Source organism: Pseudomonas sp. SJZ078 (genome assembly GCF_007828255.1).
Classification (GTDB): Bacteria; Pseudomonadota; Gammaproteobacteria; order Pseudomonadales; family Pseudomonadaceae; genus Aquipseudomonas.
Genome location: NZ_VIUG01000001.1, coordinates 201299 through 218816 on the forward strand (window position 1 = coordinate 201299; position 17518 = coordinate 218816).

12 protein-coding genes and 2 pseudogenes are annotated in these 17518 nt (G+C 59.7%); 7 read left to right on the plus strand and 7 right to left on the minus strand.

Features of this window, described 5'->3' with window-relative positions:
- Nucleotides 1–42 precede the first annotated feature (42 nt).
- On the minus strand, nt 43–918 hold the full coding sequence (locus tag FBY02_RS00840; protein ID WP_144922048.1) for a LysR family transcriptional regulator: 876 nt from the start codon (nt 916–918) through the stop codon (nt 43–45).
- Nucleotides 919–1043: 125 nt separating this feature from the next.
- Here FBY02_RS00840 and FBY02_RS00845 point away from each other — a divergent pair, with 125 nt between their 5' ends.
- Nucleotides 1044–1913, plus strand: a complete 870-nt coding sequence (locus FBY02_RS00845) for an NmrA family NAD(P)-binding protein (RefSeq protein WP_144922051.1) — start codon at nt 1044–1046, stop codon at nt 1911–1913.
- A 178-nt stretch (nt 1914–2091) separates the two neighbouring features.
- Here FBY02_RS00845 and FBY02_RS00850 read toward each other — a convergent pair whose 3' ends face one another.
- The 3 genes and pseudogenes from FBY02_RS00850 to FBY02_RS00860 all read right to left on the minus strand — a co-directional run bounded on the left by FBY02_RS00850 (nt 2092) and on the right by FBY02_RS00860 (nt 5787).
- The gene (locus FBY02_RS00850; RefSeq protein WP_144922056.1) at nt 2092–3507 is read right to left on the minus strand and encodes an amino acid permease; all 1416 of its coding nucleotides are present in this window, start codon (nt 3505–3507) and stop codon (nt 2092–2094) included.
- A 142-nt stretch (nt 3508–3649) separates the two neighbouring features.
- Nucleotides 3650–4702: pseudogene (locus FBY02_RS00855) on the minus strand (ornithine cyclodeaminase).
- A gap of 50 nt (nt 4703–4752) precedes the next feature.
- A complete protein-coding gene (locus FBY02_RS00860) occupies nt 4753–5787 on the minus strand; it encodes a histone deacetylase family protein (RefSeq protein ID WP_144922061.1) in 1035 nt (344 codons plus the stop codon).
- 119 nt (nt 5788–5906) lie between these two features.
- Here FBY02_RS00860 and FBY02_RS00865 point away from each other — a divergent pair, with 119 nt between their 5' ends.
- Nucleotides 5907–6407, plus strand: a complete 501-nt coding sequence (locus FBY02_RS00865) for an Lrp/AsnC family transcriptional regulator (protein WP_144922066.1) — start codon at nt 5907–5909, stop codon at nt 6405–6407.
- A 29-nt stretch (nt 6408–6436) separates the two neighbouring features.
- On the opposite strand, the pseudogene FBY02_RS00870 reads toward FBY02_RS00865, so the two are convergent.
- Together FBY02_RS00870 and FBY02_RS00875 are read right to left on the minus strand one after the other, a co-directional pair.
- A pseudogene (locus FBY02_RS00870) lies at nt 6437–6688 on the minus strand (LysR substrate-binding domain-containing protein); the annotation flags it as partial.
- Nucleotides 6689–6739: 51 nt separating this feature from the next.
- Entirely contained in the window at nt 6740–7654 is a 915-nt protein-coding gene (locus FBY02_RS00875; RefSeq protein WP_144922071.1) for a LysR family transcriptional regulator, read from the minus strand.
- Between the two features lie 256 nt (nt 7655–7910).
- Between FBY02_RS00875 and FBY02_RS00880 the strand changes: the two genes are divergently transcribed.
- The 5 genes from FBY02_RS00880 to FBY02_RS00900 all read left to right on the plus strand — a co-directional run bounded on the left by FBY02_RS00880 (nt 7911) and on the right by FBY02_RS00900 (nt 17045).
- The gene (locus FBY02_RS00880) at nt 7911–8936 is read left to right on the plus strand and encodes a zinc-dependent alcohol dehydrogenase family protein (protein WP_144922077.1); all 1026 of its coding nucleotides are present in this window, start codon (nt 7911–7913) and stop codon (nt 8934–8936) included.
- Nucleotides 8937–9578: 642 nt separating this feature from the next.
- Nucleotides 9579–11066 (plus strand): hypothetical protein, encoded by a 1488-nt coding sequence (locus tag FBY02_RS00885; RefSeq protein WP_144922082.1) that lies wholly within the window; start codon nt 9579–9581, stop codon nt 11064–11066.
- A gap of 84 nt (nt 11067–11150) precedes the next feature.
- Entirely contained in the window at nt 11151–12548 is a 1398-nt protein-coding gene (locus tag FBY02_RS00890; RefSeq protein ID WP_144922086.1) for a PLP-dependent aminotransferase family protein, read from the plus strand.
- An 89-nt stretch (nt 12549–12637) separates the two neighbouring features.
- Nucleotides 12638–14284, plus strand: a complete 1647-nt coding sequence (gene pgm / locus FBY02_RS00895; protein ID WP_144922089.1) for a phosphoglucomutase (alpha-D-glucose-1,6-bisphosphate-dependent) — start codon at nt 12638–12640, stop codon at nt 14282–14284.
- Between the two features lie 292 nt (nt 14285–14576).
- Nucleotides 14577–17045: a UvrD-helicase domain-containing protein gene (locus FBY02_RS00900; protein ID WP_144922092.1), complete on the plus strand. Its 2469-nt coding sequence runs from the start codon at nt 14577–14579 to the stop codon at nt 17043–17045.
- Nucleotides 17046–17232: 187 nt separating this feature from the next.
- Here FBY02_RS00900 and FBY02_RS00905 read toward each other — a convergent pair whose 3' ends face one another.
- Nucleotides 17233–17511 (minus strand): DUF1652 domain-containing protein, encoded by a 279-nt coding sequence (locus FBY02_RS00905; protein ID WP_003201764.1) that lies wholly within the window; start codon nt 17509–17511, stop codon nt 17233–17235.
- Nucleotides 17512–17518: the final 7 nt, after the last annotated feature.

The following is a 17518-nucleotide window of genomic DNA, read 5'->3' on the forward strand; positions in this document are numbered from 1 at the left end:
AGCTTTTCATCAGGATGCGCAGGAGTCAGAGCGAAGGCTGTTCTATCCATTCAGAACCAGCGCCATGTCCGGGTATCTGTCGCACATGAAATCGACAAAGGCGCGAACCTTGGGCGCAGCCAGGCGCCGGGAGGTGTGCAAAACCCACAGCGCCGGCTCCGCCCCCGATACCGTGCCCCACTGAACCAACTCGCCACGCGCCAGTTGATTCCAGGCAATGGATTGTGGGATCAGTGCAGCGCCGCCACCGGCAATAGCAGCATCGCGGACCATCAGGAACGAAGAGAAACGCAGCGTCGGGATCGGTTCCAGGATCAACTGCCCTTCGTCGAGACTCCACCGGGTGGGCTGGAAAGTCGTCGTGACGATGCCAGGGACGGATCTGACCGCGCCGGGCGCCGGCTTGGGGATTCCAGGTGCGGCCACGACCACCAGTCGGTCCCTGGCGAAACATCGCCCGACCAGATTGCTGTCCGGGCTCGGGTTGATCCGGATCGCGACGTCGAATTGTTCTTCCACGAGATCCACCGCGCGATCCTCCGCCGTGACTTCAAGCTGGACTTCCGGGTAGGCCGCACAGAACTCGGCACCAATGCGGCCCATCGCGAGTTGGGAAAACAACACCGGGGCCGCCACCCGCAAGTACCCGCGGGGTGTCGAAACGCCCTCGCGTGCCGCCGTCATCGCTTCGCAGACTTCACTCAGCAGGCCTTCCGTTCGCGACATCAGCCCCTCGCCGGCTTCGGTCAGCTTCAGGCCGCGGGCACTGCGCTCGATCAGCCTGACGCCCAGTTGTTCTTCAAGCTCGCTGATACGCCGCGACAAGGTGGCCTTGGAAACGCCGCTCGCGCGGCTTGCCTTCCCCAGTCCCCCATGGGTTGCGACAAGGATGAAGTCGGACAGTGAGTTCAGGTTCATGGTGTTCCATATATGAAACGAGGTGTCTGGATTCTGTGATCTTTGTTTCCCGAGTGCAACGGAATACTTTCTCCTCGTCGTCATCTCAATGACCCATCCAGATACCTACTGCAGGAGATTCAAACATGAGCATTCTCGTTATTGGTGCCACCGGCACGGTTGGTTCACTCGTTACCCAAGGCCTTGCCGGCGCGGGCGCCGAAGTCAAGGCGCTGGTGCGCCAGGCAGGCAAGCGCGATTTCCCCGTCGGTGTCACTGAAGTCGTCGCCGACCTCTCCGACGTCGCGTCGATGCGTGTCGCGCTGTCCTCGGTACGCACGCTGTTTCTGCTCAATGCGGTGACACCCGATGAGGTGACCCAAGCCCTCATCACGCTGAACCTCGCTCGGGAGGCGGGCATCGAACGCATCGTCTACCTGTCGGTGATTCACGCCGACAGGTTCACCAACGTTCCGCACTTCACCGGCAAGCATACGGTTGAACGAATGATCGAAAGCCTCGACATCCCCGCGACCATCCTGCGTCCGGCTTACTTCATGCAAAACGAACACATGGTCCTGCAGACGCTCCAGAACTACTCGGTCTACCCGATGCCGATCGGCTCGGCGGGCGTTTCGATGATCGACGCCCGTGACATCGCCGACGTGGCCGTTGCGGAGTTGCTGCGACGCGACAAGGCACCTTCTCCCCTGGATCGGGTAACGCTGGAGTTGGTCGGGCCTCAGGCACTCACCGGTGCCTCCGTGGCGAAGATCTGGAGCTCGGCCCTGGGGCGCGAGATCGCCTACGGCGGTGATGATGTAGCAGCCTTCGAAGGGCAACTGGCTGCATACGGCCCCAGCTGGTTGGCGTATGACATGCGCCTGATGATGGAGGGTATCCAGATGTTTGGCATGCAGGCGGCTGAAGGAAGCGTGGAGCGGCTCCAGACCCTCATCGGGCATCCGCTGCGTACTTATGAAGACTTCGTGCGCGAGGCGCTTGCCGGGGCATAGGGAGTCACAACGGGGGCAGGTGTTGCCCCCTTCGTGGCGTCAGGCTCTTGAATAGTGATCTGCCACTGGAACCTCCCTCTTCAATTGGCCGTCGGGGCCACTACAGCCCTCTGCTCAGCGATTCAAATAGAGGTCTGTCTCTTTATGCCGTCCAGCGCAGAGGCTTCGTTAGAGCCGCTCAACCGAATTGACTTGCCGATTCAACTGCGCTTTCAGGCTTCCTCCTACGTGTTAACTGATAGGCAATTGCCAGCCATATGAACCACCCTGGCATGACCAACAGGGCAACGCGGGTGTCAGGTCTTAATGCCAGCAGGCAGAGAACGAAGCCCAGAAAAGCCATTGAGAACCATGCCATTGGGACGCCGCCTGGCATCTTGTAGGCAGATTTGGCATGAAGCTCAGGACGCTTTTTGCGGTAGGCAATGTAAGACGCGAGAATGGTCGACCAAGTGAAGATCACCAGAATCGCAGACACGGTGGACACAATGGTGAATGCCGTCATGACTTCCGGAACGATGAACAGCAAGAGCACACCCAGCAGCATCAATAGTGTAGTGAAGGCCAGGCTCAGCAGAGGCACGCTGTTGCCCGATAGACGCCGAAAAATACCCGGAGCGTTGTCCTGATTCGCCAACCCGAACAGCATGCGGCTCGATGAAAATACACCGCTGTTGGCCGATGAGGCCGCCGAGGTCAGGACCACGAAGTTGACGATACCGGCCGCTGCGGGGAACCCGGCGACGAGGAACAGTTCGACAAAAGGGCTTTTGACGGGGGAAACCTGTTGCCACGATGTCACGGCAATAATGCAGGTCAGCGCGAGGACGTAGAACAGGATGATCCGCAGCGGAATGGAGTTGATGGCTTTGGGCAGGGTCTTCTCCGGCGAGCGGGTTTCGGCGGCGGCGGTGCCGATCAGCTCGGTGCCGGCGAAGGAAAAGATCGCCATTTGAAATCCGGCGAAGAAGCCAAGCAAGCCGTTAGGGAAAGCCGCCTGTTTGTCCATCAGGTGACTCAGGGACGCGGTGACGCCACTGGGGGAAACGAAGGAGCTGGCAATCAGCACGGTGCTGACGCCGATCAGGGTCACGACGGCAATGATCTTGATGATCGCGAACCAGAACTCCACCTCACCGAACAGCCTGACCGTGAGCACGTTCAAGGCGAACAGTGTCGCCAGCATGCCGACGGCGGGTATCCACGCCGGCACATCGGGGAACCAGTACTGGAAGAATCCGCCGACCACGACAGCGTCGCCGATCACCGCGACGCTCCAGCTCAGCCAGTACGACCAACCGAGAAAGAACGCCGCGCGCGGGCCGAGGTAGGCGCCGGCGAAGTCGGCAAAGGTTTTGAAGTTGAGGTTGGACAGGAGCATTTCGCCCATGGCACGCATGACGAAAAACACGAACAGACCAATGATCATGTAGATGAGGATGATCGACGTCCCGGAGAGGGCGATAATCTTCCCGGAGCCCATGAACAGGCCGGTCCCGATGGCTCCGCCCATGGCCATTAACTGGATGTGACGATTGCTCAGCGTGCGCTGCAGCGCGGGCTGTTCGAGCAGCCCGGAAGGGATCGATTTCATTACAAAACCTCTTGATTTTATGTTTTTGAGTTTTGGCAGAAAGCAGGTGTCGAGCGTTCTTGTTAGAGAGGCAACGGCTAATCAAAACGATGCCTGGAGGGTGAATGGCCCCTCGCCAAGTGGCGAGGGCGGCCATTACGGATCAACTGACGGTGCGTAGACGCGAGGCTTTGGCCGGTGGCGGATCGAGCAGTTGGAAGAGGTTTTTGATGTTGGCCGGCGTCGGGACCAGATGGACGCGCTGGCCGATTTGCTGTGCCTGAGCCAGGTCGTTGAGATAGCGCAATGAAGAAAAGTCTTCCAAGGCGAAGCCCACCGAATCAAACACCGTCACCTGCACATCGTTTTCGCGTCCGGCCACTTCGCCCTGCACAATCCGGAAAAACTCGATCACCGGAGAATCGGCTTCCAGTTGCTGAATGTCGCCTTCAATGCGGGTCTGCGGCTCGAACTCGACGATGACTCGGGCGTTGCGCAGGATGTCGGCGTGCAGTTCGGTTTTACCCGGGCAATCACCACCGACCGCATTGATGTGCATGCCGGGCTCGATCATCTCGGGCGTCAGAATGGTTGCGTAGGCTTTGTCGGCGGTGACTGTGGTGACGATGTCCGCGCCCTTGACCGCGTCCTTCACCGAGCTGGCCAGAATCACTTCGATGTCCGGGAACGCCGCGAGGTTGTGTTTCAGTTTGAGGGACGCCTCTTGATCGATATCGAAAATGCGGATTTCGTTGATGCCCAACATTTCATGAAAGGCCAGCGCCTGGAATTCGCTTTAGGCACCGTTGCCGATCAGGGCCATCGAGGTCGCACCGGGGCGAACCAGCGATTGCGCGACCAACGCGGAGGTGGCTGCGGTGCGCACGGCGGTGGTCTGGGTGAGTTCGCTGAGCAGGGTGGGATAGCCACTCTGCACATCCGCCAGAAGCCCGAAGGCCATGACCGTCAGTAAATTCTGCTGGCCGTTGTTGGGGTGGCCGTTGACGTATTTGAACGAGTACTGCTGGCCATCGTCGGTCGGCATCAACTCGATCACGCCGTCTGTTGAGTGGTTGGCCGTGCGCGGTGATTTATCAAACTGCGCCCAGCGTGGGTAGTCGGCTTCGATGTAGCCCGCCATTTCGCAGATGGCGCGGCGGATACCGACTTGGGTGAACAGGCGTGCAGCATCATCGACATCTATAAAAAGCGTCATGTTCTTATTCTCCGATCCAGACATTGAAAGGCTGTAGAGCGTGGGGTGGCTCAGCTGCGTTTGCTCTCGAAACCGTGCAGTACGTTGACGGCATTGATGCCGATTTCATCGACCATGTAGCCGCCCTCCATCACGAACAGCGTCGGGCAGCCGACGCTCGCGATCAGTTCACCGATGCCGATGAAGTCATCACTTTCCAGCAGGAAGTGACTGATGGGGTCGTCCTTGAACGTGTCGACTCCCAAGGAAATCACCAGCACTTGCGGCGAGAACTGCTGGAGTTTTTTGCAGGCGTGGAGCAGGGCGTTGCGGTAGCCCTCCCAGGTGGTGTTTTTCGGCAGGGGATAGTTGAGGTTGTAACCCTCGCCGACACCCGCGCCGATTTCGTGGCTGTAACCCGAGAAATACGGGTAGGACACCGCCGGTTCACCGTGCAGCGACACGAACATGACGTCGCTGCGCTGATAAAAAATGTTCTGCGTGCCGTTGCCGTGATGGAAGTCGACGTCCAGCACCGCGACACGTTTGGCGCCCTGGGTGATGGCCTGTTGCGCGGCAATGGCGGCGTTGTTGAGGTAACAATAACCGCCCATGTATTCGCGCGCGGCATGATGGCCAGGCGGGCGGCACAGGGCGAAGGTACTGTCGTGGCCTTCATCGAGCAGGGCCAGGCCGGTGAGGGCGATATCGGCGCTGGTTTTCACGGCTTGCCAGGTCGTCGCGGTAATGGGTGAGCCGGCGTCCATGGCATAGAAGCCCAGCTTGCCGTCGATGAACGTTGGCACCTCTTCGCCGGCCAGATCGCGCACCGGCCATACCAGCGGCAAGGCGTCGTGAGTGCGACCGGTTGCGCACCATTCGCTCCAGGCATTTTCCAGAAAACTGACGTAGCGCTCGCTGTGCGCGTTGACGTAACACGAGCGGTCAAAAGCGCGCGGTTCGATGATCTGACCAAGGCCAACCTGTTTGACGCGGTTGTGCACCGTGTCGGCCCGACTCGGCTGTTCGAAAGACGGTTTGAGCACGCCGTCTTTCAATTCGGTGCCGTGGTGCAACCGGTGGGAATCACTGAAAACTGTAAACATTCTGCGCATCCGTTAATGTGAGCCAGTGCAAATATTCTGTTCCGGCCGGGCTGCACTTTCTTTGCTTTGTTTTCGTGATTTGGTGGATTATTCGGGTGTTTTTACTCAGGAGTGATGTCATGCAGAAAAAAATATCCAAACGCATCAGTCTCGATGAAACCGATCTGGCCATTCTCGAGTTGTTGCAGGAGGACGCGAACATTTCCAATGCCGAACTCAGTGAGCGGCTGTCGTTGAGCCTTACTCCGTGCTGGCGGCGGCGCAAGCGAATGGAGGAGGCGGGTGTCATCAAGGGCTATCAAGCCAACCTTGATCGGCGAATGCTCGGGCTGGATATCATGGCATTCGTTCACATTCGCTTTTCCACCCATGCCGATCACGCTCCGGACGCCTTCGAGGCAGTGATTGCGCAATTGCCAGAGGTATTGGCCTGCCACAAGATCACCGGAGATGCCGACTACGTACTTCAAGTGTTGGCCGAGGATCTTGATAGCTATAGCGACTTTATCGAGCAAGTGCTGAGGCGCCAGGTCGGTATCGCGTCTATTCAGTCGAGTCTGGCTCTGCGCGAAGTCAAAGCGGGTAGCCGTATGGCCATACCCAAATTGAGCAAGGATTGAAGATCGGACGTTCTGGGCTGAACAAGGCGCTAAAACCTTCCCGCCACGTCTGTCGTCATAAGCATCTGCTGGAAGCGTTCCAGAAAGACCGACTCGGCGCGGGTCATCCTTTGTTCCCGATTCCAGAGCAAATAGACGTTCACATCGCTGACGCCCTCCCAGGGCGGCAGGCGCCAGATTTCATCGGTTTGCACATCAGCGGCGACAATATGCTCGGGCAGGCGGCCAATGCCATATCCGGCAGCGACCAAACGCAAGATTTCATCCAGGCTGGGTGAGGATGGTCTATGAAAAGGCAAAAATGATCAGATAAACAGCCTATCCGGCGACGTCTAAAGACTCTCAGGGTCGCCGAAAAACATCTGAATCCGAGACCGCAACCAGCGTTCCCCCGGGTCATTGTCCTGGGACCCACGCCAGGCCATGTGCAATTCAAAGCTGCGCACCGGGATCGGCGGATCTTCCGCGCGCACGCCGCCGGCGGCGGTCAGTGCATCGGCGGTGTAGTCGGGGACGGTGGCGACGATGTCGGTGCCGGCCAGCAGGGTGCTCAGGCCATTGAACTGCGGCACCGCCAGTACCACATGGCGCTTGCGACCGAGTTTTTCCAGCTCTTCATCGATGAAACCGCTCAGGTCGCCGGCGAAGGACACCAGGGCGTGGGGGCGAGCGCAGAATTCGTCCAGGGTCAGTTGCCCCGGTGCGGTGTCGGCCCGTAGCACCTTGGGCATGCTGCGGCGCAGGACCTTGCGCTTGGCGTTGGCCGGCAGGTCGTCGGTGTAGCTGACACCGATGGAGATTTCGCCGGACGCCAGCAGGCTCGGCATCAGGATGTAATTGACCCGGCGAACCACCAGCACGATGCCGGGGGCTTCGGCACGCAGGCGCTTGAGCAGCATCGGCAGCAGGGCGAATTCGGCGTCGTCCGACAGGCCGATGCGAAACACCGAGGTGCTGGTGGCCGGGTCGAATTCCGCCGCGCGGCTGACTGCCGTGGAAATCGAATCCAGGGCCGGGGAGAGCAGGGCGAAGATTTCGATCGCCCGGGCCGAGGGTTCCATGCTGCGACCGGTGCGCACGAACAGCGGGTCATCGAACAGGCTGCGCAGGCGCGACAATGCGGCGCTGATGGCCGGCTGGCCGAGGAACAGCTTCTCGGCGGCGCGGGTCACGCTGCGTTCATGCATCAGTGTTTCGAATACGATCAACAGGTTCAGGTCGACACGACGCAGGTCATTGCGATTCATCTGGGGTCCTGGCAGATTCGGCGAGCTTGACGTGAGCGGCCATATGCGAACAATGACCGGCATGAATCTTACGGGGAAAGGCTGGTACTCTGCACTGGCTAAATGAATTTTTGTAGGATTTGCCCTACTGGGCTGATTGATTTTCTTGCTGCGGAATCAATGACAGGCATGTCGACTATTAATAGCCACTGATGGTCTTGGCTACAAAGCCCGGATAGAGTTCATGGCATTAGAGGTTACTTTGACGAGGTTTGCGATGTCCCGCACGATCCGTTTTCACAAGTTTGGTGGTGCCGAGGTGCTCAAATGCGAAGAGCAGCCGGCGGCTCTTCCTGCGCCAGGAGAAGTGCAGGTCCGTGTCGAAGCGATCGGCATCAGTTGGCATGACACCCTGTGGCGCCAGAACCTGGCGCCGTCCCAGGCCCGTCTGCCTTCCGGCCTGGGCCATGAAATGGCCGGTGTGGTGACGGCGGTCGGCGACGGTGTCGACGATCTGGTCGTGGGCGACAAGGTCGCCAGCTTCCCCGCGCAAAGCGCGAACGATTATCCGGTGTACGGTGAGATCATTGTGCTGCCGCGCACCGCGCTGACCCGTTACCCGGATGTCTTGAGCCCTATCGAAGCCGCGGTTCACTACACGCCGCTGCTGGTCGCTTATTTCGCCTACGTTGACCTGGCACGGGTCAAGCCCGGGCAGTTCGCCCTGGTTACCGATGCCAGCCATTGCGCCGGCCCTTCCTTCGTACAGCTCGGCAAGGCGCTGGGTGTACGGGTGATCGCGGCCACCAAGACCGCTGACGAGCGCGAGTACCTGTTGTCCCTCGGGGCCGAGAAAGTCATCGTCACGGAAGAGCAGGACTTGCTGATGCAAATCAACAAGCTCACCGACAATCGTGGCGTCGACATGGTGTTCGACGGCCTGGGCGGGCCACAGATGTCGCTGCTCGGCGATGTCCTGGCTCCACGAGGCAGCCTGGTACTGTATGGCCTGCAAGGGGGGAACCAGACACCGTTCCCGGCCTGTGCGGCGTTCCAGAAGAACATTCAGTTCTTCGTGCATTGCATCGGCAATTTCACCGGTAAGCCGGAGTTGGGCATCATCCAGGACCAGGTGGCGCTGCAGCGGGCGCTGCGTGATATCAACCAACTGACTGCCGACCGCGTCTTGCTGCCACTCAAGACCCGGGTCTTTCCGTTCAATGAGTTTGTCGAGGCTCACCGTTACATGGACGAATGTCCTTGCCGTGAGCGCGTTGCCCTTCAGGTTGTCGATCCCGCCTGACGCCTGTCTTGCGCAAGAGTCATTGTCCTTGGCTCTTGCGCTGCCCTCGGTCTGACCGGGCCTTTCTTTCCCCCTGCTTCAGCATATGTGCGTGTCCGGCAGTCCGTTCACGACGACTCCGTTTACCCTGTCGGCAACTGAACTGGTTTTTGCCCTCAATCTGTATCTTCTAATCATTATTGAAGTCCTGATAATTGAATGCTGGTTTTCAGCTCAAGGAAGAAGTCATGACTCAATACATGTTTCCAGAAAAGCTTGATCCGTCAATGTCTGTTCCAGACGCTTCAGGCGTTAATGGAGGCAGGATCTTCTATCGGTTATCGGAAAGGCTGTATGAGACAAGCGGTCAATTAAAGTTCGGCAAGTTCTTTATTTTGCGTACTCATTGTCTGTGGGACGCTGTCGGAATTCTCCTAGGACGCATCGTGGAATGCGTAGAGCCCAATGATTTTGCGGCTTCCAGGCATCGACGAAAGGGGTGTGGGTCGATTCCCTGTGCATGTGTCAAATAATTACAACGAGCAAAGCTCGAGCGTATTGCTAATACTCTTCGCAGTAGTGAAATAAGAATTCCAGCCGAACACGTCGCGCGATCACGTGGGTGAGCGCGACACTGATATTTGAACTTTCAGGTAAATGGTTATGAGCGCAATTCATGAGCAGGCAATGATTCACGTGTATCAACAGATACTGCAACGGCTGTTGGGTTTTTATTCCCGCGCGGAGCGTACGGCGTTGCAGCTTTTGATCCAGCGTTTGATCGTCGCCGCTGGTGGCATTGAGCGGATCGGTGATTACCGCGTACTGACGGTCATGAACGGGAGTCGGGACAGTTTCTACGTGCTGACGGCCCTGAGGGCCGCGCAACTGAGCATCGCCGGCAGGAATCCCGTGACATTCGACCTGCGCGTCGCCACGCCGCGACTGAGTGAGACAACCCAGGCGACCCTGGAAAACATCCATCGTTGCTACAGCGCGCTGTTCGTCTACGACGACCCCCGGGTGGAGCTGCTGATGGCGGATGACCGCGAAGTGGTGCCGTTCAACCACCGGCAGCCATTGTCAGCGGCCGGGCATGAGTCCAACCGCATGGACATGCTGGTGCTGGGCCATCTTCGCTCGGTCGACAGCCCTTTGGAGGTCGGCGATGACGGCTACCTGGCCATGGCGGAGTTCTATCGTCACATGGCGCGTTGGGAGTCGGGAGTGGATTCCCTGGTCAGCAGTGATACGCCGCGCCAGCAGAGGCAGTTCATGGCGGGCCTGCGGCGTGCGACCCGCAAGATCGGCCTGGGTATCGAAACGACCACCACCTTCGACAATCTCTTTGCGCAGCTCGATACCCTGGGTGACGATCTCTATCGGCACTTCTATGGGCCGCAACGCCTCGGCACATGGAAGCCCGAGGGGCATTTCCAGGCATGCCGGCGAGTAGGGCACATCGGCATCGATGACCTGATCGTCGATCGCTGCGAAGAAATGAACTGGTTGCTGTTCAGTGAGTTCCTGCGCGTACGGACCGACGACCTTATTGCCTCGGCGCCGGAAAACGAATACCTCAGTCCGCTGCTGTCGGCTCATTTGCATGGCCTGCAGGCGGCTTGCCTGCAAGGGCGCAGCTACGAGGCGGGCTACGGGGACTATGTGCAGCGTGCCATCATGATCATGCACCGCAAACAACTGCCGGAACACGTTTGCGAGCGGGCCCGTGAGCTGTTCGGCCCGCCTTCGGCCATCGCGGAGCGCCGTGCCCAGGCCGCCGCCGAGGCGCAAACGAGCCTGGGGCTCAACGAGGCGCAACTGGTGTGCATGCTGTTTGCGCCCTTTGTCGAGAGGGGCGCGGGGCTGGAGCATTTCCTGCGTTGTTGCCACCCCGGCATGCTGGTGGCGATGCCGGACCTGCACAAGGCCATGCAGGGTGCGGCTGTCGCCGATCAGGTGGCACAATGGATGGTCGACGTCAGCGGCCTGTCGATCGATATGCTCGGTAGGCTCTATGGGGCGAGCGTTGCGCAGCCGGAATACGAAAATACCCCGGGAGTCGACTTGCAGCAGGCCGTCGACAGCACCGACGCAGAAGCGTCCGGGCACGGTAGCAATAACCTGCGCGAAGGCTCGAGCCGATATTGAGGGGGGCGGTTTGACGGTTTCACCCACCCTGTATCCGGCCGTTCCGCTGCGGCCGGTCGCGGCCTGTGCAACGGGGCTGAAGCCATGAAGGGCCCACGGGAAACGGATTTCGCCTATCAGGCTGTCTATCGCTACCTGACGGCCCTGATCAGCGAGTTGGGTAGCGAGGCCCGGGTTCGACTACCGTCGTTACGGCAACTGGCCGACCGGTTGAACGTGTCGATTTCTACTATTCAGTACGCCTATTCGCTGCTGGAAAAGGAAGGGCGGGTCTACTCGATTGCCAAGTCCGGCTATTACGCGCTGCCAGTACCCAGCGTGGTTGCCCTGGGCGGTGGTGACGACCTGCTCGAGACGCTCTACGTCAATGCCCGGCGTCCGGGAATGCTGGTGCTCAGCGCGGATGAGCCGGCGTCGATGCAGCCTCTGGACAGCCCGCTGTTGCTGCTCGAACGCGAGCTGCTGCGCCAGTATCCACGGGTTTCCCAGATGCCTTCGCAGCCCTGGGGCGAGCTGGAACTGCGCGCGGCCCTGGCGGCCCGTTACACCTCCTCACCGGCGCGCTGCTGGAAGGCCGATGACGTGTACATCGGTGCCGATCTGCGTGGCGTGCTGGAGATCCTGATCGCCGTGCTGGCGCTCAGGGGAGCCACGATATTGATCGAATCGCCTTGCGACTGGACGATCCTGCGCTTGCTGCAAGCGGCCGATGTCAAGGTGGTCGAGCTACCGTTGCTGGCGGACGGCGGCATCAGCCTCGAGCAACTGGAGCAACTTCTGCAACACGAATCCGTGCGCCTGGTGGTGCTGTCGTCGGTGTTGAGCATGCCGAGAGGGACGCTCATTCCCGAGGGCAACCGCCGCGCCGTGGCGGATCTGCTGGGGGCGCACGGCACCTGGGTGCTGGAGAACGACAGCTACACGGACCTGGTATTCGAAGCTGGAGTCGTGCCTTTTCGCGACCTGCTCGACCCGGACCGCCTGATCGTCTATTCCACTTTCGAGAAAACCATCGGCCCGGAAGCGCCCTATGGTTATGTGCTATCGCGTCAGTTGACCCTGCAGCTGCAGCGGCATTTCCTGCTACGGGCGTTTCGCCTGTCGCCCATTCGACAGAAGGCCATTGCCCGCTTGTACAGCAACGGTCGGATCGACCAGCATCTGCTGGTGTTGCGGCGGTTGCTGCGGGAAAGCGCGACTTCGACGACGCAATTGCTGCGGGAGCGGCTCGGGGAAAGCCTGCAATGGGTGGAAGCCCAGGGCGGCGCGACGATCTGGATTCGATCGTCACGCCGGGTGGACCTGCGACAGGTCTTCCAGCGCTTGCTGGCCCAGCGCATCGTCATCGCGCCTGGCGAACTGTTCAGTATCCAGGGGCTGTATACCCAGCATCTGCGCCTGACGCATGCCTTGAGCGGTGCATCCGACCTGGACATGGCGCTCTGGGCGCTGGCTGATGCGTTGAGGCTTGAGCAATCGTAAGAGGGCAATGGATCGAACCCATCGCGCCACGGTCGAACTGTCAGTAAACTGCATCCCATTTCCCAAGCCACTCCACCCAGAGGTTTTGCATGACAGTCAGTCCATTTGCGGGCAAGCCGGCACCGGCAGAGTTGTTGATCGATATCCCGCGACTGGTGACGGCCTATTACACCGGCCGGCCCGATGCCTCGGTTGCGACTCAGCGTGTGGCTTTCGGCACCTCCGGCCACCGTGGCAGCTCCTTCGATCTTGGGTTCAACGAATGGCACGTACTGGCTATCAGTCAGGCTATCTGCCTGTACCGTGAAGCCCACGGAATCGATGGACCTTTGTTCGTGGGTATCGACACCCATGCGCTCTCCACCCCGGCAGGGGCCAGTGCGTTGGAAGTGCTGGCCGCCAATGGCGTGACCGTGATGATCGCCGAAGGTGACGAGTACACCCCGACGCCGGCGGTTTCCCACGCGATCATCTGCTATAACCGCGGACGCACCACGGGCCTGGCGGATGGTATCGTCATCACGCCGTCCCATAACCCGCCGCAAAGTGGCGGCTATAAGTACAACCCTACCAACGGTGGTCCGGCCGACACCCATATCACCAAGTGGATCGAAGCCAAGGCCAACGAGCTGTTGGCCAACCAGCTGGCCGGCGTCAAGCGCATCAGCTACGAGCAGGCCCTGAAGGCCGAGACCACTCACCGTCACGACTACCTCAACACCTACGTGGCGGACCTGGTCAATGTCATCGATTTCGATGCCATCCGCGCCGCCGGGTTGCGTCTGGGCGTCGATCCGCTGGGCGGTGCAGGGGTGCGTTACTGGCCGGCCATCGCCGAACATTACCGCCTCGACCTGGACGTGGTGAATACCCAGGTGGATTCGACGTTCCGCTTCATGACGGTCGACTGGGACGGGCAGATCCGCATGGACCCTTCCTCCAGCCATGCCATGCAGGGGCTGATCGGCCTGAAGGAACGTTTCGACGTGGCTTTCGCCTGCGACCCGGATCATGACCGCCACGGCATCGTGACACCGTCTGGCGGCTTGCTGGCACCGAACAACTACCTGGCGGTGTCCATCGATTATCTGTTCCAGAACCGTCCGCAATGGCGCGCCGATGCCGGTGTCGGCAAGACGGTGGTGAGCAGCGGGCTGATCGACCGCGTGGCCAAGCGCCTGGGGCGTCGTCTTTATGAAGTGCCGGTCGGCTTCAAGTGGTTCGCCGATGGGTTGTTCGACGGTTCCCTGGGTTTTGGCGGTGAGGAAAGCGCCGGTGCTTCGTTCCTGCGCAAGGACGGCGGCGTATGGAGTACCGACAAGGACGGCCTGATCCCGGCGTTGCTGGCGGCTGAAATGACCGCCCGCAACGGTCGCGACCCAAGCCAGGCCTACCGCGCCTTGACGGAGGAATTGGGTGAGCCGTTCTCGATACGCGTCGATGCGAAGGCGACTCCGCAGCAGAAGGCGCTGCTGAGCAAGCTCTCACCGGATCAGGTCGCGTCTACCCAGTTGGCCGGTGAGGCGATCCAAAGCATCCTCAGCCACGCGCCAGGGAATGACCAGGCCATCGGCGGCCTGAAGGTAATGACCGAGAACGGCTGGTTCGCGGCGCGTCCATCGGGTACCGAGGACATCTACAAGATCTACGCCGAAAGCTTCATTGGCGACGAGCACCTCAAGCAATTGGTGAGCGAGGCGCAGACGCTGGTGGATGGTGCTATCAGCGGCAACTGATGCGTGTGTGGGAGTGAGCGTGCTGGGTCAGTTACCTCGATGGTGGATGTGCTGACGTCATTGCGAGCAGGCTCGCTCCCACAAGTTCTGCGGCATACATATAGAGGTCGGCCTGCCCCAATCCCATGTGGGAGCGAGCCTGCTCGCGATAGCGGCGGTTCGGACCAGTCATATCGATGCGACACCACTTTCACTTCATCGCCTAACCCTATGACTTACAAGCTTTTGGGTGGCGCTCTCCGGTAAATACAGACACCATAGGCCATGGTTCTGAACAGCGGAGTCCCAAAGCGTGCCGCAACACTCTCCCGATCTGCCTCCCGAATTGCTGCCCCTGGCGCAGATGCCGCTGCTCAAGCGCCTGGCTGCCCGTTTCTTTGGCCATGGCCTGACACGTCTGCGCGCCCAGCATCGGGCTTCCTGGCTGCATGGCCAGGCCGATGGTTTTCGCAGTGGCCATACCGCCGGTTTCGACTACGGGTTTAGAGAGGGTAAGGCCGAGGGCTTGGAAGAGGGACGTCAGGTCTTGTTGATCCGCGACTTCCGCAGTACGGAACACCCGGCGCCCAAAGTGGATGACTTGTTGCTCGATGACTGGCGCCTGCCCCTGACCCCAGAACTCAAGAAGCGCGTAAAGGCCGATGTCGGCCGATTGCTGCCAGCCCATGCGCAGCCCAGTGCCGCGCAGTGGAAGATGATTTTCAGCGATACACCGTCTACCTCGGTGGTGGCGGGAGCGGGGGCAGGCAAGTCCACCACCCTGGTGTTGCGCATTGTGCTGTTGTCCCATTACCTGGGCTTCGAGCTGGACTCGATGACTGTGGTGACGTTCACCCGGGAGTCACGCAAGGACTTCATCCAGAAGCTGGTCGAGGTGTTTGCCTTGTGGAGCCGAGCGGTCAGCCTCAAGGAAGCGCGCGATCTGGTGCGAACCTTCCATTCGCGCATCTTGCCCATGGTGCGCAGCCTGCCGGGATTCGAAAGGCTCCAGGCTTTCGAAACCCTGAGCCATCGCACCGGGGCGGGTGATGATGATGCCGAAGGCAACCCCTTCGACTTGCGCATCAACGACGCTCAGCGCCAGCAGCTCAATGCCTGTTATCACCGTCTCTATCAACGCGACGAGCGCTTCCGGGAACTGATCAAGCCGTTGTCCCGACACGCTTTTCAGCTCAAGGAGCTGGAGCGTGACCACCCTGATGTGCAAAAGCGCGTGGCTGTGACCGAATTGGCCGCCCAGCGCGACGAAGAATTGTGCGATGCCATCGAGGATTTGTGGTTTCGCGCCGGCGCGTGGCCCATCAAGGGTGTCGAGCCCAAGCGTCAGACATTCGAGATCAACGGTTCGAAATTCCATTGTCATGGTTACATTCCATCCCTGGACGCCTGGGTGATGCTGGGGTTCGATTCCAGGGAAGATGCCCGGCTCAGTCGCCCAGGCGCGCGGTTGAGTCTGCGCGCAGAATGGGCGGTCAAGCGCACCCTGTTTCAAGCTTTCTGTCGCAAGCCTTTGATATGGCTTGAAAACTATGAGTCTTCGAAGCGTCTTCTTGGCTCACTGGCTGGAGACGCCAGTGCGGGGCCCGGCTTTGATTACAAGGTCAAGGGAGAGCTGGGGTCGGCGCCATTGCTGGATTGTTTCGTCGCCGCTGCCGGTTTTATCGAGAACCTGGGCCTGGATGTCCCGGATGCCGTGGGGCGGATGTGCTTCGCGCAGGATGATCCCGATCGGTATTTCTTCGAGGCGTTGAGCCGCTATTGGCGGGCGTTTGAAGACCATCTGCTCGATCAGTCGCCTCCTGTCATGACCTACAACCGCATGTTTGCGCTGTTCAGCGAGCACTCTGCGGAAAACTTCAAGTTATTGGGCGATTCGCTGCTCAGGCCTATGTCACACCTGATGATCGACGAGTTCCAGGACGTTTCTCCGCAGATCGTCTCCTGGCTTCGCGCAAGCCTTCGAGAAGTTCGCCGCCGAGGTCCCGCCATGCATGTGGGGCGCGCAGCCCAACATTCTTCCTTGTTGTGTGTGGGCGACGATTGGCAATCGATCTATGGCTGGCGTGGCAGTTCGCCGAGCTATTTCATGGCGTTCAACCAGCAATTTCCGTCGCCGACAACGACTCGGGTGATGCTCACGGACAACTACCGCAGTCATCAGTACATCATCGATGCGGCCGAGCATATTGTCCGTTCGGCGGCTGCCATACCCGGTAAAAAAGCCAAGGCCAGCGGCAAATCCTCGTCGCTGAGTCCGGTCAACGTGCTGGATCGGGACGATGAGGGCCTGGCCCGACGGCTGGATGAGCATTACCGCAAGGGGGATTCGATATTGATGCTTTATCGAAGAATCAGTGATAAATCATTGATGGAAAAGCATATTAGTCCAATAGTTAATGTGGATTCTAGATTGCCTTATGAAGCGAGACGGCTGAGGCAGATGACCTATCACAGCGCCAAGGGGCTTCAGGCTGATGCTGTGTTCTTGTTGGGCGACTGCCAGCATCTGACCCGTTCACCCTACAAAAATCAGGTCTATCAAATGGCCGGATTGGGCCAGGACGGCGACGCCGAGCCATACGACACGGCGCAAAGGGATGAGAGCCTGCGCCTCGCCTACGTAGGCATCACCCGTGCGGCGCAGTATTGCTACTGGTATGTCGATGAGCCGGATGGCCAGGCGGCCAATGGGCCCAGGGCCTCGGACCGTATCGATAAGGGCAAGCCGTTCTTCGTTGACCATCGCCGCGCCCGCGGTTGAGTGGGTTGGTCTGGTAGTTGCCTGGAAGATCGCCATCGCGAGCAGGCTCGCTCCCACAGGGTCCGGGGTAGCTTTTGTTCACCCACTCCCCTGTGAGAGCGAGCCTGCTCGCGATGGCGGCGGGACCGCTAGCCACATATTTCGAAACAGCACCCACAAAAAAGCCCACGACCGTGGGCTTTTTTACTCAGGAGGCGAATCGCCTCAAACCAACCGGTGGTACGAAGGCCTCCAGCTCGGCTTCCACCGCTTCGATTATTCGTTCAACGTCAGGAGCGTTCATCACGGTCGCGCAGGGGATGCCTGCAATCGCGATCATGGTTTCACCGCTGGCACGGTCGAACAGCCGGGCGACCATGCTGCCCGGTGCATCCATACTGGCCTCGAAGCCCATTGGATGGAAATGCCAGCGCATCAGCTGGCAAGCGTTGGGAAACGTAACCTTGCTGAACGATCCTTTATTCATCTGTTGC